At 55.3% G+C, this 15,154-nt stretch carries 10 protein-coding genes; 4 read left to right on the top strand and 6 right to left on the bottom strand.

The genetic code is table 11. The features are described from left to right. Positions 1 to 157 precede the first annotated feature (157 nt). Both Q1B13_RS14575 and Q1B13_RS14570 read right to left on the bottom strand, forming a co-directional pair. Positions 158 to 3,286, bottom strand: coding sequence for an efflux RND transporter permease subunit (locus tag Q1B13_RS14575; protein ID WP_299081688.1), 3,129 nt, complete (start codon positions 3,284 to 3,286; stop codon positions 158 to 160). A gap of 3 nt (positions 3,287 to 3,289) precedes the next feature. Continuing rightward, on the bottom strand, positions 3,290 to 4,438 hold the full coding sequence (locus Q1B13_RS14570) for an efflux RND transporter periplasmic adaptor subunit (protein ID WP_299081692.1): 1,149 nt from the start codon (positions 4,436 to 4,438) through the stop codon (positions 3,290 to 3,292). A 68-nt stretch (positions 4,439 to 4,506) separates the two neighbouring features. Between Q1B13_RS14570 and Q1B13_RS14565 the strand changes: the two genes are divergently transcribed. Next, positions 4,507 to 5,151 carry a TetR/AcrR family transcriptional regulator gene (locus Q1B13_RS14565; protein ID WP_299799880.1) on the top strand — a complete coding sequence of 215 codons (645 nt, stop codon included), beginning with the start codon at positions 4,507 to 4,509 and terminating at the stop codon, positions 5,149 to 5,151. A 213-nt stretch (positions 5,152 to 5,364) separates the two neighbouring features. Next, positions 5,365 to 5,877 carry a cold-shock protein gene (locus tag Q1B13_RS14560; RefSeq protein WP_299081698.1) on the top strand — a complete coding sequence of 171 codons (513 nt, stop codon included), beginning with the start codon at positions 5,365 to 5,367 and terminating at the stop codon, positions 5,875 to 5,877. 229 nt (positions 5,878 to 6,106) lie between these two features. Here the strand turns inward: Q1B13_RS14560 and Q1B13_RS14555 are convergent, their stop codons facing one another. The 3 genes from Q1B13_RS14555 to Q1B13_RS14545 form a co-directional block, all read right to left on the bottom strand. After that, positions 6,107 to 7,597 carry an inorganic phosphate transporter gene (locus Q1B13_RS14555; protein ID WP_299081701.1) on the bottom strand — a complete coding sequence of 497 codons (1,491 nt, stop codon included), beginning with the start codon at positions 7,595 to 7,597 and terminating at the stop codon, positions 6,107 to 6,109. 260 nt (positions 7,598 to 7,857) lie between these two features. Beyond that, a complete protein-coding gene (locus tag Q1B13_RS14550; protein ID WP_298936210.1) occupies positions 7,858 to 8,829 on the bottom strand; it encodes a LysR family transcriptional regulator in 972 nt (323 codons plus the stop codon). Between the two features lie 156 nt (positions 8,830 to 8,985). Beyond that, complete coding sequence (locus tag Q1B13_RS14545; RefSeq protein ID WP_299081703.1) at positions 8,986 to 11,421, bottom strand: FAD-dependent oxidoreductase; 2,436 nt, start codon at positions 11,419 to 11,421, stop codon at positions 8,986 to 8,988. Between the two features lie 186 nt (positions 11,422 to 11,607). Between Q1B13_RS14545 and Q1B13_RS14540 the strand changes: the two genes are divergently transcribed. Then, positions 11,608 to 13,128, top strand: coding sequence for a trimethylamine methyltransferase family protein (locus Q1B13_RS14540; protein ID WP_299081707.1), 1,521 nt, complete (start codon positions 11,608 to 11,610; stop codon positions 13,126 to 13,128). A 74-nt stretch (positions 13,129 to 13,202) separates the two neighbouring features. Continuing rightward, the gene (locus Q1B13_RS14535) at positions 13,203 to 14,177 is read left to right on the top strand and encodes an agmatinase (protein ID WP_299081710.1); all 975 of its coding nucleotides are present in this window, start codon (positions 13,203 to 13,205) and stop codon (positions 14,175 to 14,177) included. Here the strand turns inward: Q1B13_RS14535 and Q1B13_RS14530 are convergent. Further along, a complete protein-coding gene (locus tag Q1B13_RS14530) occupies positions 14,170 to 15,150 on the bottom strand; it encodes an arginase family protein (protein WP_298936205.1) in 981 nt (326 codons plus the stop codon). The genes Q1B13_RS14535 and Q1B13_RS14530 overlap by 8 nt on opposite strands. Positions 15,151 to 15,154 lie beyond the last annotated feature (4 nt).

Raw genomic sequence — 15,154 nt, 5'->3', positions numbered from 1 at the left:
TGGTTGTTAATGACACCTATCAGATTGAATCGCAAGCTGCAGGGATCCAACGCAGCGTGGTTCATCAACAGAACTCAGCGCATCGGATTACTTGGAATGAAAACCGCGCGACAAAGACGCGTTCTCAGGCTTTGAATAGTGCAGACGGGTTTGAGGATCATGTCGAAGCCTTGCGAAGTTGGCTCTGGCGTGACCCCGGACGCAGCAGGGAAATGACATCTTCCGCGATTGCGATCAGTACCGGCACAAGAACCAGCATCAGGGCCGTTCCGAACAATTCACCGAAGGCCAAAGAAACCGCGGCTGGGATCAGATACTGCGCTTGTTCCGAAGTTTCTGTCATCAGGGGAAGCAATCCGATGACTGTCGTCGCTGTGGTCAGGAAAATCGCACGAAAGCGACCGACGCCTGCACTGTGCAATGAGCGATCTACGCTCTCGCCCTCCGCGCGCGCTTGATTGTAGCGTGTGATCATCACCAAACTGTCGTTTACCACGACCCCGGTCAGCGCCAGCATTCCGAAGAAGGAAAAGACCGACAGCGTCACACCCATAATCAGGTGCCCGACCGCTGCGGCAACAAAACCGAATGGCACGATGGCGAGGATGACAAAGGGCTGCCAGTAGCTTTTTAGCGGCACGGCCATCAAGACATAGATCAACACAGCTGCCAGCAGCAACGCGCGCTTTAACCCACCACTAATTTCCGCTATTTCCTCCAGCTCGCCCGCGGCCAGAACTTTCACACTTGGATAACTCGCGTGCAACTCTGGAACCAATTGCTGGAATACGGCCTGCCCTACCTCTTCTGGTGCAACAATTGACCGGTCGACCGATGCGGAAACAAGGTTCATGCGCCGACCATCCCGACGATTGATCGCCCCTGACACATAACTGCCCTCGATGTCCGCCACCGTTTCCAAAGGCACCCACGCGCCGGTTTTACTGCGCAACCGCGTCTGCATCAGATCCGCCAACGTGTCCCGATTTTCACGCGCGTTCTGGACAACAACACGCACTTCGGACCCCTCGCGCCGAACCTTGGAGACCTCAGACCCGCCAAATCCATACCCGATCTGGCTGGCCAGAGTTTCGGCGTTGAAACCCAAGTTGCGCGCGTCTGGACGCAGGCGCAGTTTTAGCTCGGGCTGTCCGCCCACAAGCCCGTCCCTTAGATTCGTCACTCCGTCGATCTCGGATAAAAACGTCTTCATATCCGCACTGGCCCTTCGCAGCAGGTCATCATCCTTCGATACCAGCCTGATCTGGAACCCTCCGGCCAAGGCTTCCGAACCGGTAAACTCTAGCTCTGTTGCGCCTTCAACGTCTCCAACGCGTTTCTGCCATTCACGCACGACATCAAGAATTTGCACGTTGGGACGCTCGGCCACCGGCAGCATTTCCGCAAATATCTGGGCGCTACCGGCGCTGCTGATGATAGTGAAAATGGTTTGAATGGGAGGTTCTCGCATGCCAGCGCGGTCCGCCAGCTCGATGTTCAACTGCCCGATCGTCGCTTCGATCCGGTCAATATTGGATCGGGTCAGCGCAAAGGGCGCACGTGCATCCATTTCAAGGTTCACGGTAATCACCTGTCCGGGCACATCGGGGAAGAAAACTGTTTTGACTTTATCTTTGACCATCAGCCCGATGCCAAGCAGCGCAGCCGCGACAAACAGGATCAATACCGCATAACGTTGGCGAACCGACGCCACGAGGACCGGGTAGTAAATGCGATCCCTAAACCAGATCAAACCGCCTTGCGCCCCGTCCTGAATGCGGCCCCAGATCCGCGTCACCAGATACCGCCTCTCCTGATCCAACGGAATATGCGCCAGATGGGCCGGCAGGATGAATTTACTCTCAATCAGGGAAAAGATCAGCGTCAGAATGACGATACCTGAAAACCCTGCCAGCACTTTTCCCAGCGGATTGTCGATCAGCAGCATCGGGAAGAAGGCGGCAATTGTGGTCAGAATACCAAACACTGTGGCGACGGCCACGCGATGTACGCCACGCTCAGTGCCTTTGATCGGGTCTTTTTCCTTGCGCCGCTCTTCAAAAACGCTTTCGCCAACGACAACGGCATCATCCACCAAAATCCCCAAGGCAATGATAAGGCCAAAGGTCGTGACATCGTTAAGCGAATAGTCCAGCCATTTCGAACCCGAGACAGCGATTGCCCCCATGACAGAAATCGGAATACCCATCGCCACCCAGAAGGCCAGTCGGACATTCAGGAACACTGACAGCATCAAGATGACCAGTATCAAACCCTGCACGCCATTTGACCGCAAAAGTGCCAACCGGTCCGCTATGTAACCAGCGCTGTCGCCCCAGATTTCAGCCTCAATTTGCGGAGGTAACTGACGGCTGAAATCTTCAACTGTACTGCGCACAACGCGGCTTATGTCCAGCAGGTTTTCCTTTTGACCGATCAGCACTTCCATGCCGACTGTTGGATTGCCGTCCAATCGAAACAGAAAATCATCATCCAGAAAGCCGTCTTCGATCGTGGCCAAGTCACCAAGCGGCACGTTCGATCCGTCATCTCGCTCTATCACCGGCAAAGCGGCATATTCCGGCGCGTATCTGGCGCGGCTGTCCGCCCGCAAAAAGATTGTACCACCCTCGGTACGCAAACGACCGGCCTGAAACGGCGGCGAGTTTTCGCGAATAGCACGGGTAACGTCCGCGACTGTCAAACCATAGTGCCGCGATTGCTCTGGATCGATTTCGATCCGCAATTCACGCGGGATCAGCCCCCAGATATTCAAGCGTGATAACTCGGGTTGCGCCAGCAAGTCTTCCTTGAGCCGTTGCGCCAAGGTCTGCAACGTAGCCGGGTCGGCATCGCCGTGCAGGTTCACGTAGAGGGCCGGGAAATCAAAGCCTGATGCCTCGATCACAGGACGCCGCGCCTTTTCCGGCAGATCAGTCAGCCCATCAATTCGAATACGAACCCGATCCAAAACCGCCTGAAGTTTTGCCCCGCCAGCGCGGCGCACCGAAATCGTGCTCAGGCCATTTTCAGACTGCGATGTAATGCTGCGGACACCTTCCAGCCCCTCCAGCGCTTGCTCGACCTTCTGCGTCACCAACTCATCTACCTGTTGGGCGGTAGAATCTGGATATCCGATCGATATCGTAACGCTTTCAGGCGGAATCCGTGGAAACCCTTCGATGCGGATGTTCATCAGGGTCTGAACACCAAGGAACAAAATCAACGCCATCATAAGGTTGGCGGCGACGGGGTTGCGAATGAACCAGGAGACAAGGGCGTGCATTGATCAACCCTCGGCGTCCAACGGCGTCACATGCTGACCCGGCAAAAACGAGGCCAAAGGCGTCCGTGCAACACGCCACGGCCCTCCCCCATCCGGGGCTGGAATTGTCACAGTACCGTCTGAACGAAACAGAATACTGGGCGTGATCCGGCGCAGCAAATCATCGGCATCGACCAACCACACATAACCTGCGCGAGTCATTGCACTGTCGGGAAGGGTCAACGTCTCGTCGATCAGACGGCCGGGAATAGACACACGCAGATAGTCCCCAGCCAGGATTTGATCGTTTGGTTCCGTGACTTCCAGAAAGACCCGCATCTGACGCGTGTTCTGGTCCAGGAAGCCACCCCCGCGTCGAATATGCGCCTGCCCCAAAGCCGCGCCATCGCGATCATAAAGCGCGGCCAGCTTGCCCGAAATCGGGTGTTCCAATAGCTTCCAGTCCGCCTGGCTGAACTCTGCGACAAGCTCAAACTGACGATCGTCTGAAAGGTGGAGCAGCGCCTCGCCCGGCGCCACGGTTTGACCGAGGCTAGCAGCCCGACGTGTCACAAAACCCGAAAACGGAGCCGTGACTTCTGTGTCCAACAATTCCTTTCGGGCCGCCTCTAGTTTTGATTGTGCCGAAGCAACCGTCTTTTCCTGGATACGCAACTGAGGAAGCCGCAGGGAAAGCTCGGTCGGCGGGTCTATTCCATCCCTTTGGAACTGTCGGCGCGCAACCGTGACATCGTTTTGCGCGCGCAATAATGCAAGCTGCGCCTCTTCAACTTCCCTTTCTGCCGATGCAACCGCGCTTTCGTATTGAGCTTTTTCAATCGTGAACAAAGGATCACCCTTGGCAACCTTTGATCCCGCTAACGCGCTTTCATGAACCGCCACTATTCGACCTGTCACGGCAGATCGCAGCTCAGCATCCCACCTGGGCCGCACTTCGGCAAATGCTGTGATCTCGGCACGTACTGTTGCCTGATCAACCATGAGAACGGAAACTGCCGGAGGTCGCGGCGGCAAATTGGATTTCTCGACATCGACTGTGTCTTCGACTTCCAGAAGCACCAAAATGACGCCAAGCAAAATCATGGCCGCGCCCGCTATCCAAAGCCATCGCACAACCGGTTTTGCTTTCGGTTCAACTGAATCTGCGGACATTGAGTGGCCTTTCTATTCCAGACGAAATTGCCCACCGCCTTGCAGATAATGGGTTTCCGCTATATAGTATGAACGATCGTTCGTTCAATAATGATGGTAAAATAATGCCCGACTCCAAGGCCACAACAAATCGAGACAAAGCGACATCCAAGCGCCGAAATCAGATTCTGGAAGCCGCGGTCATGTGCTTCTTGGAAAAGGGCTATCACCAGACTGGTGTGCGCGACATCGCGGCCCGCGCAGGTATTAGCCTGGGAAACCTCTATAACCACTTCCCCGGCAAACACGATGTATTGGTCGAAATCGCACAGCTGGAACGGAAAGAAGTGGGCCCATTCCTTGAAATGCTGATGAAGCCTTCACCAGCACCCAAGGTTCTAGACGGGTTCATAGGTGCCTACGCGAAATACCTGTCTGCACCTGAGAACGTGATCTTAAGCCTGGAAATCACCAGCGAAGCCATTCGCCAACCGGATATCGCAAGGCTGTTTCTGGATACCCGCGAAAACCTGATCGCAACATTAGTTACCCTGGTCGAACGCGGCATCGCAGAAGGTGACTTCAGATCTGTCCCGAACGCCAACCAAGTCTCGCATTTGATCATCGAGATACTGGAAAGCAGTGCAGAACGCAGCGTGTTCTCAAATACTCCGATGCGAAAAATCGTTGGAAGCGTGCGGGATTTCGTATCAGCGGCGCTACAACCGCAATGACACATTCACACAGCACGACGCGTTCTGGTCCAGTATGTCCTTCGACGCCTTTGAGGTTTGCATATCGGGACCTTACGCCGGGAACCAAGACCAGGGCACTTATGGTCTTCCAAAAGTCCTGCTCATATATTTGCCAAAACTCGAGCCAAAAAATAACACATTCTAGATGTCAGTTTAGGATTAGTGCTTTTGTAGTAGTAGGTAAGCTGGGTAATGGACGGTTCAACAATCAACGGTGATGTTCAGGGTTACATTTCCGGAACAATCAAATGGTTCTCACCTGAGCGCGGATATGGCTTTGTTGTTTGCAACACCACAGGCAAAGAAGCGTTGCTGCATCAAAACGCAGTATATGACTTTGGACAAAACTCGATTGCTGCTGGATGCTCTGTTGACGCAACCACATGCATAACGCCCAAAGGACTGCAGGTCGTCGAGGTTTTGAGCTTGAACGCAAAGCCCCCTGCAAAATGCGAAACAAGTATCGTCATTGATCGGAAACCCGATATCTCAAAAACCTTTGAACCCGCACGGGTCAAATGGTTCTCGTTGGAAAAACGATACGGCTTTGTAAATGTATTTGACGATAAACGAGATTGCTTCCTGCATGCCAACATCCTGGAAGATGCCGGGCTCGGATCTGTGAACGTCGGTGAAGCACTGGGTGTAGAGCTTAGCGAAAGATCAAACGGTCGTGTTGTTGTGGCCGTGAAGTCTTGGATCTGACTAGGGCCGAGCTTGCACCGAGCGCGCATTTTCCGGCCAGCAAGATATCACAGCGTATCTAGCGACCAAAACCAAACCGGATCTTCGCCGTTTACCCTGCATGCGCCAGAGAAAGAGACGTCTGCAGATCACCCGATTTGTGCACAAAACACTTCGACAAAATGCTGGCAGCTTTTGGTAACCAAGGCATCGTGACGAGTTCCTCGGCGTCATCAAAGCGCGTACCCGTCTAAACGGATCCCAACGCCAGTGTGATCAGGAAAAACACCGTTGCGGACAGAATGGCAGCTGCCGGCACCGTAATCACCCAAGCTGCGATGATGGTCATAAAGTGAGAGCGACGTACGAGCTTGCGACGTCTACGTTCTTCCGGAGCATAATTGGGCCTTTCCGGCATCGTAAGGCGCGCATTTCGAATGCGGCGTTCAGCATCCCATTCACGGAAGAACCCGACACCGAACACACCTCCGACCGCGATGTGAGTTGAACTGACGGGCAGCCCCAGCCAACTTGCGACAATCACCGTGATCGCAGCGGACAGAGCCACGCAATAGGCACGCATCGGGTTCAGTTTGGTAATCTGACTCCCGACCATGCGGATCAGTTTGGGTCCAAACAGGAACAAACCAAATGATATCCCGAAGGCCCCGATCACCATGACCCAGAACGGAATGCTCACAGCCTCGGTAAAGTTACCAGACTGCGACGCTTGCACGATCGCAGCAAGCGGGCCGACAGCATTGGCGACATCGTTGGCACCATGGGCAAAACTGAGCAGTGCAGCAGAGACAACCAACGGAATACCAAACAGAACCTTCAATGATTTGTTGCGGTTTTCCAGCCCTTCGGATTGCTTGCGGATGACCGGGATCATCGTCACCCACACCAAGGCCCCAATAGCCGCACCGATCAAAAGCGCTGTTGGCAGGTCAATCTTGATGATCTTCTTCAGCCCCTTCAGCGCCAGATAAGAGGCAAAAGCCCCGGCCATGATCCCGACCAGCACCGGCACCCAGGTGCGCGCGGCCGCGATCTTGTCTTCGCGATAGATGATCCGGGATTTGATCAACCATAGAAACAGAGCGGCAACCGCCCCACCCAATACAGGCGAAATCACCCAGCTGGCTGCGATTTTGCCCATGGTTGGCCAGTTCACTGCGGCAAAGCCAGCCGCTGCAATCCCAGCCCCCATCACGCCGCCAACGACGGAATGCGTGGTCGAAACCGGTGCCCCGACCCAAGTTGCAAGATTGACCCAAAGGGCAGCCGACAAAAGGGCGGCCATCATGGCCCATATGAAAATCTCGGCGGTGCCCATGCTTTCAGGCGCGATGATGCCCTTGGCGATGGTAGAAACCACATCTCCGCCAGCAATCAGCGCCCCGGCGCTTTCAAAGACGATGGCAATGGCAATGGCGCCACCCATGCTCAGCGCATTTGCTCCAACAGCCGGACCCATGTTGTTGGCAACATCATTCGCGCCAATGTTCAGTGCCATGTAGGCACCAAAACAAGCGGCGACGATGACGATCATGGCGTTGTTGGTTTGCCCAAAGAACAAAGCGGCGGCGAGACCGGCCAGAACCACAAAGACCAGCGAAATTCCTGGGCCGACCATTGGCCTGCCAACGTAACTTGTTGCCGTCTCGAGATTGGAAAAGCGGGCGAGATCGCGATCCAGCGTTTCAAGGTGACGTGGATCGCCTTGTTGTTCAGTCATCTGCTTCCCCAAAAAGATTTGCGCGTGTTTAACCGTCGCAGGGAAAGAAAATCAATCACTAGCTCTGATGTTTTTGATCAAAAGCCCCGACTGCGGAGAATTTGTCGGTGCTTTGGTTCCTCAGTCACAAAAGCCTCGGCCCGCACTATCATTGATCATCGAATTTATTCGGCCTTTTACTGGCCTCCTCATGCGCGTCAGAAAGGGGCTTCACTGGTCGGTCACACAGAAGGCCAGCGAACCCGATTGACTGACCAAAATCACGTCAGCCCACTTTCCAATGTACGGAAGTCGTTTTCCAGCCAAGGGAGCTTTGCGTTCATTGGATCGCAAAAGTTCTGCTTTATCAAACGGCTCAGTACCTTGTGAATCAATAGAGAAGTGGAAGCCGGGTAAACATCCGTTGTGAACAGCGACACTGTGCGTACAAAGTTTCGTCCCGGAAACGGCAGGGCCTTTACGTTGCGATGGAACCGCTCAGCGCGCCTATAGCTGGCGGCCGTGGTTATTGCCCAACCGCTGCCCTCGGCGACAAGTCCAACAATCGAATGATTGCATTCCAGTTCGAACCGGTTTGGCAGGCTGAACTTGCTGCGTGTCAGCTGTATCTCAATCTGCTTGCCGATTGTGTAATCGCGCGAGTAGCGCAGGAACGGCAGGTCCGACTCAGGCGCCAACACATCCTCGGCACCACCTTGGAAGCTTTCGGGCAGGATGACGATAAACGGATCGCGCAACAACGGATATTCGACCAACCCATCCGTTTTCCCAGCGGGTCGTGAGGCCACTCCGGCATCTAGTTTGTGTTCTTGTAGTTTGGCCGTAATTTCATGGCTTGGGCGGGTAAAGTGACGGAAATTGCAGCGCGGCAAAGCATGCGCCAGAAATCGAAAAAGCTCGGGGGCGACCTGATTGTCGAACTCATCGATCAATGCCAGCCTGAGGGCAGTCGCATGTTGCCAGTTCCCAGATCGAATTTCCGCTTCGCCGCGTTTCAGCGCTGTCAGCCCCTCTCTCACGTACCGCGAGAACACTTCACCCGCCGGGGTCAACCCCATGGGACGGCGACTATGATCCACTAATTCGACACCCAGGGCGGTTTCCAGACTGCGCATGTGATTGGATACGGTGCTGATCGACAAGCCCGTCTCGGACGCGACCTTTTGGATGGATCCGGACTTGGCAATCAATTGGAACACTTCCAGCCAACGGAGGCTCAGGGATTTTGGCAATTTCTTGGTTCCTGATGTTTCGACTTATTCGAAAAAATCGAAACAGATTATCTTCGGTGCGGCAATGATAAATCTACAGAACCACGCGCCACGCCCCAAATTTAGACCTCGATCTAGCTGTATTTGCCATAGAGGAGCGGGCACCTTCTGCAAGTACTAGCTTTGTGCATTGGCCATCTTCGGATCATACGGCGACGGCTCGATAACCTTAGCACGCTTAAGCCGCCCGCACATGTCGATCTCTAACGCATTTCCTATGGCCGCGAAGGGCGTATCGACAAAAGCATAGGCTAGGTTCAATCCGGTTCGGTGACCCCAATCACCCGACGTCACTGCGCCAACGACATCAGACCCATTCATCAGTGACGCCCCAGGATGGGCAGGCGCGTGTGCGGCATCAATTTGCAACGTCACCAAACGCTTTTGCGGCCCGCTTTCCTGCCTTTCGAGCAGAGCCTGTCGACCAACAAATTCATCCTTGTCCAGTTTTACAAACCTATCCAAACCCGTTTCAAACGGATCAAACTCGGTGATCAGATCCGCTTTCCAATGCAGAAACCCTTTCTCCATCCGCATGGATTCGACCGCGCGAGCGCCGAATAAGCCCATTTCAAACACCTCACCAGCCTTTTCCAGCGCCAGATAGGCCGCGTAAAGCGACGCATTTGGAACATGGATTTCATAAGCCAGCTCACCAGAAAAGCTGACATTCATCACTGTGGCTGGGGCGATACCCACGAAACACTCCCGAACGCTAAGCCACGGGAACGCTTCGCGCGACCAGTCACCGCGCGCGCACGCGGACAACACTTTTCGGGCGCGGGGACCTGCCAGAACAAGGATCGTCTGATCATTTGTCAGGCTTTGGATTTGTACGTCTTCGTCAGGGTTCAGGTGGTATGACAGCCAATCCATATCATGGGCTTCACTTGCCGCTGCCGAGCCGTACCAGACCCGCGCTTGACCCCGATCGCTGGCCGGTATGTTGGCAACTGTCGCCTCGGATTTGACCATGCCATGGTGGTTCAGCAGATATCCCAGCCCCATCCGCCCATCGCGTTTGGCAACGGTTCCGCACATCAACCGATCCAAAAAACTGTGACGGTCTGAACCGGTGATTTCGATCCGGTTGAATCCATTGACCTCAGCAAGCGCTACATTTGTCTGCACGTTCTTCACTTCGGCGGCTACAAGATCGAAAGCTTCGTCAAAATCGAAACTCAGAGAGGTTGTGAAATCCGGATAGGGTTTGATGTATTCGACCCGCTCCCAACCGTTGACGACAGTGAATTCTCCGCCTTTTGCAGCCAGGACCGGTGTCAAAGGTGTCGTCTTTGCTGGCCGACCAGCGGGCCGATGCTCATGCGGGAAGTGGAACCGAAACTCGTTTTGGTAGTCTTCGATAGCTTTCAGTGCCGTTAGCTCAACATTGCAGTGCCCGGCGAACCGTCGGGGATCGAGGCACCAGGTGTCATAGCAGGCTTCACCGTGTACGATCTGCTGCGCCAACAACCATCCATGCCCACCGCCTTCACCAAGCCCCGCGCGCAATCCAATGATGCAAAACGCGTTGCGCTTGCCCGGGATCGGACCAACCAGGGGTGCCCCGTCGATTGTGTAGGTAATGGGTCCGTTGACCACCGTGTGTATGCCAACCTCCATCAACGCAGGCATCCGCGCAAATGCCCCTTCCAAAACATCTGTCACCCGATCCAGATCATCTGGGCACAAAGCGTTGACGAAGTTCGGATCGATCCCGTCCATACCCCAGGTTTTACAATCCTGCTCATAGAACCCCAGCAGCAACCCGTTCTTTTCCTGACGGCAATAATAGTCGCTGATGGGGCATCTCAGCAGCGGCATCCGGTGGCCCGCATCACGAATGGCGGGGATGTCTTCGGTCAGGAAGTACTGGTGTTCCATTGATGCGACCGGATGATGCACACCCATCATCGCGCCCACTTCATTCACCCGGTATCCGCCCGCATTGACGACAATGTCACAATCGATGTCACCATGCTCGGTCTGCACTGTCCACGTATCGTCGTTGTGCTGCGTCAGCCCAGTGACCGGAGCGTTGCGATATACTTCCGCCCCGGCCTTTCGCGCGCGCCGTGCCAGCGCCTGACACAGCTGCGCCGGATCAATGTCACCGTCCAACGGGTCCCATAGTCCGCCAATCAGGTTCTCACTAGAAATCAGCGGATGACGGCGGGCGCATTCCTCGGCGTCGATCACTTCGAAATGCACATCCATTCCACGCGCCATGGACGCGAAATGATGGTAGCCTTGCATCTGCGCCTCGGTATTGGCCAAACGAATTCCGCCATCGCCATGATGGTAGTTGATCGGATAGTCCGGGTCGTCGGCCAGTTCTTTGTACAGTTGGATCGAGTGTGTTTTTAGGCCGACCATCGTTTGGTTCATGCCGAAATTGGTGACCTGCGCAGCAGAATGCCAAGTGGTACCCGATGTCAGTTCGTTGCGTTCAACCAAAACCACATCTGTCCACCCTTCTTGTGTCAGGTGGTACAAAGTAGAACACCCGGCGATGCCGCCACCGATGACAACAACTTTAGTGCGCGTTTTCATCTAAACCGTCCCCGTTCGTTTTGCTTAGTCTTGGGAACAAACCTTACCCTTCGGCAACGCGGCAGTTGCCGGTTTCGGAAAATCGAAACTGCGATTTTAGATTTCGAAATTTTCACAGCTGCTTTTGCCCGTCGGGCAACGTCGTGCCTATCGTACTGGCAGAAACGAGGCAGGAGAGGCCACAGAATGCCGTCGGACAACAACCGAAGAAGCGGGCGGAAAGCCCGATTGGTGCAGCGCGCGGCAAAGCCGGAAGTTGACCCATGCTCGCCCGGCCAGATCGGTGGAGCCTTCAAGCCTTTGACCGAGGCCGAGATTGGTCTGATCTACGATACAGCGTTGAGACTACTTGAAACTCTGGGGATGGGCGAAGTACCCGAGAGGCTGCGCAAAGACCTGCTGGCGGCAGGCGCGCTTGGTGGCAAACAGGACCGAGTCACTTTTCCGCGGGCCATGGTCGAAGACACCGTTCGCATGGCGGCGAAGACCTTTGTGCTGCATGGCCGGGACGAAAGTCGTTCGATTGAGGTTGGTGGTGATCGTGTGTTTTTTGGAACAGGTGGGGCTGCCGTGCAAACGCTGGATCTTGATACCGGCCTTTACCGACCCTCCACGCTGGCGGATCTGCACGATTTCACACGCCTGCAAGACACGCTTAGCAATGTAAGCTGGTTCACCAGATGCTGTGTTGCCACCGATGTGCCCGACGTTTTCGATCTTGATGTGAATACTGTGTACGCGTTGGTCAGAAACACCACCAAGCCGATCGCAACATCCTTCACGCTGGCGGAACACGTCGCCCCCATCGTGGACATGCTGAACATCGTCGCCGGAGGTCCGGCCAAGTTCTCGGAACGCCCCTTTCTGAAAGCCCACATCAGCCCGGTCATCTCACCCTTGCGGTATGGGGAAGATGCGGTGGACGTTGTCTATGAATGTGTCAGGCACAACATCCCGATGTCCTGTATCACTGCGGCTCAGGCCGGCGCGACCGCACCGGCAACGCTGGCCGGATTCCTGGCGCAATCCCTGGCCGAGACGCTGGCCAGCCTTGTGATGGTCAACGCCATCAAACCGGGCTATCCGATGGTTTTCTCAAACTGGCCGTTCATCGTGGACCTGCGCACCGGGTCTTTTGCAGGGGGCAGTGGTGAAACCGCTATTTTGAATGCGGCTTCAGCACAGATCATCAATTGGCTTGGGTTGCCATCTGGCGTCGCCTCATCGATGACCGACGCCAAGGCGATCGACGCGCAATACGGCGTGGAAAAAGCCATGACCTCGCTGGCGGCGGCACTGGCCGGTGGTAATCTGATCTATGAAAGCTCGGGTATGACCGCATCGCTTTTGGGGGCAAGTTTCGAAGCCTTTGTTCTGGATGATGAGATGCATTCCCACACTTATCGCGCATTGCGCGGGATCGAGGTAAACGCCGAAAACCTGGGGTTTGAAGCTATCTGCCAATCAGTTTTGGGAGACGGGCATTTTCTGGGCAGCACGCATACATACACTGCGATGGAGCGGGACTATTTCTATCCGTCCTTAGCGGACCGCCGTGAACCCAGGACATGGGAAATGGACGGCGCCAAGGATGCCTGGACCACTGCACGCGACCGGGCGCGCGAAATTTTGGATACCTATCGCCCCGAATATCTGACCCCCTCGCAAGATGCAGAAATCCGCAGCAAGTATCGCATTCTGATCTGACGCCCGCAAAATCATTCCCTTTGCGGAGTTCACCCGATAGGGTCGGCCGAAGCAAAAAGGGGCACGAGGTACGCATGGCCAATTCCTTCTTTCAACCGGTATCGGCGATGGAGCTTGCCCGGTTTGCTGGTGTCCCAACATTTATGCGCCTGCCCGTCCTGACACCGGATCATGAGCGGTTCAACGAGGTCGATCTGGGGATTGTCGGAATCCCCTGGGATGGGGGCACGACCAACCGGCCCGGCGCGCGCCACGGACCACGGCAATTGCGCGATTTTTCAACAATGATCCGGGCCATGAACCCCGTCACAGGTGTTAGCCCGTTCGACCTGATCAACTGCGCAGATTTGGGTGACGTCGCACCCAACCCGGTGGACATCGACGATACACTTGGGCGCGTAACGGAATTCTATGCCGGGCTGTGCGACAAGGGTATCACTCCGCTAACCGCTGGTGGCGACCATCTGACAACCCTGCCCGTTTTGCGCGCTTTGGCGACGTCGGGGCCATTGGGGTTGATCCAGTTCGACAGTCACACAGATCTGTTTGACAGCTACTTTGGAGGGTACAAATTCACCCACGGGACACCGTTCAGACGCGCGGTTGAAGAAGGGCTGGTTGACCCCAAACGCTTTGTGCAGGTTGGCATTCGCGGGACCGCCTACAATACCGAAGATATCGAATGGGGTGAGGCCCAAGGTATTCGCATCATCCGCATAGAAGAACTGTTTGACAGGGGCATCGACGACGTCATGGCCGAAGTACGGCGCATTGTCGGGTCCGCGCCTTGCTACTGTACCTATGATATCGATTTTGTTGACCCGACCTACGCTCCGGGCACCGGAACGCCAGAAATTGGCGGGCCCAACAGTTTTCAGGCTCAGCAGGTTATTCGCAAGATGTCCGGGCTGAATCTGATCGGCGCAGACCTGGTTGAGGTGTCCCCCCCGTTTGATCCCAGCGGTAGCACAGCGTGGCTTGGTATCTCGTTGATGTTCGAATTGCTATGCGTGCTGGCGCAGTCCGTGGATACTCGCCGCCCTAATTAGCGCTTACATTTTCGGCGATCATCGAGATCATCTCGAACATGACGGCGGCAGCGGTCAGCGCCGTGATATTGTTGGGGCTGTCCTTGGTGGGCATCATACAGACGACATCTCCTCCGACGATGTTCAGGCCCCGCGCCGCGCGCAGCAAACCAACCGCTTCATCGATATCAAAGCCTTTCTCGCCGGGCTCCAGATTTGACACCGCTGGCGCCACCGTCGGATCAAGGCAATCCAGATCAAACGTAATGTACACGGGTCGGTCGCCCAGAACCTCGCGCGTTTGCGCGACGACATCTTCCAAACCGCGCTGACGGAATTCCCGCATCGTCACGATGTTGTATCCGTAGTCATATGACGGTTGCAGCCAATCCAAACTGCGCGGGTGACCTCGTAATCCAATCTGCATGGAACGGGTTGGGTCAACCTGGCCTTGGTCGGCCAGGTAAGCCCCCCAATGCGCCGCAGACTTTTTGGCACCCAGGAAGTGGTCGACCTTGGTAAACACATCCGTATGGGCGTCAAAATGCAGAAAGCTGACCGGCTCGCCGCCGGCAAGATTGCCCCCTCCAAGCGCCTGAACAATCCCGCCTGTAATCGAGTGATCCCCACCGATGGAAACAGGGCGCGCACCCGCCGCGTCGATATCCTTGTAAAAGGCTGTGATACGTTCGATGCAGTCTTCGTTGTCATTGGCACGCGGAAAAGGGACATCCCCCACATCCGCAATCCGGGCACTGTTCCAAGGATCGATTCGGAACAGCGAGTGAACCCTGCGCTGTACGGCAGAGACATTGCGTAAAGCCCTGGGCCCCAAATGCTGGTCGCGCTCGGTCGTGCCGTTTCCAGTTGAGTGTGGAACCCCGACCAGCGCAATGTCCTGATCTTCAGGGCCTACATGAGGGCATCTGAACAAGGTGGGCACACCCCACCAATAAAGATTGTCCATCATGGATTTTTCGTAACGATCAGTCATGATT

This window comes from uncultured Ruegeria sp. (genome assembly GCF_947489545.1).
Lineage (GTDB): Bacteria > Pseudomonadota > Alphaproteobacteria > Rhodobacterales > Rhodobacteraceae > Ruegeria.
The sequence above is the reverse complement of the archived record's forward strand: the minus strand, read 5'-3'. Positions and strand labels throughout refer to the sequence as shown.

Coding starts and splice junctions, on each gene's coding strand:
- Q1B13_RS14575 (WP_299081688.1), bottom strand. CDS start 3,286: ATGCACGCCCTTGTCTCCTGGTTCATTCGCAACCCCGTCGCCGCCAAC.
- Q1B13_RS14570 (WP_299081692.1), bottom strand. CDS start 4,438: ATGTCCGCAGATTCAGTTGAACCGAAAGCAAAACCGGTTGTGCGATGG.
- Q1B13_RS14565 (WP_299799880.1), top strand. CDS start 4,507: ATGAACGATCGTTCGTTCAATAATGATGGTAAAATAATGCCCGACTCC.
- Q1B13_RS14560 (WP_299081698.1), top strand. CDS start 5,365: ATGGACGGTTCAACAATCAACGGTGATGTTCAGGGTTACATTTCCGGA.
- Q1B13_RS14555 (WP_299081701.1), bottom strand. CDS start 7,597: ATGACTGAACAACAAGGCGATCCACGTCACCTTGAAACGCTGGATCGC.
- Q1B13_RS14545 (WP_299081703.1), bottom strand. CDS start 11,421: ATGAAAACGCGCACTAAAGTTGTTGTCATCGGTGGCGGCATCGCCGGG.
- Q1B13_RS14540 (WP_299081707.1), top strand. CDS start 11,608: ATGCCGTCGGACAACAACCGAAGAAGCGGGCGGAAAGCCCGATTGGTG.
- Q1B13_RS14535 (WP_299081710.1), top strand. CDS start 13,203: ATGGCCAATTCCTTCTTTCAACCGGTATCGGCGATGGAGCTTGCCCGG.
- Q1B13_RS14530 (WP_298936205.1), bottom strand. CDS start 15,150: ATGACTGATCGTTACGAAAAATCCATGATGGACAATCTTTATTGGTGG.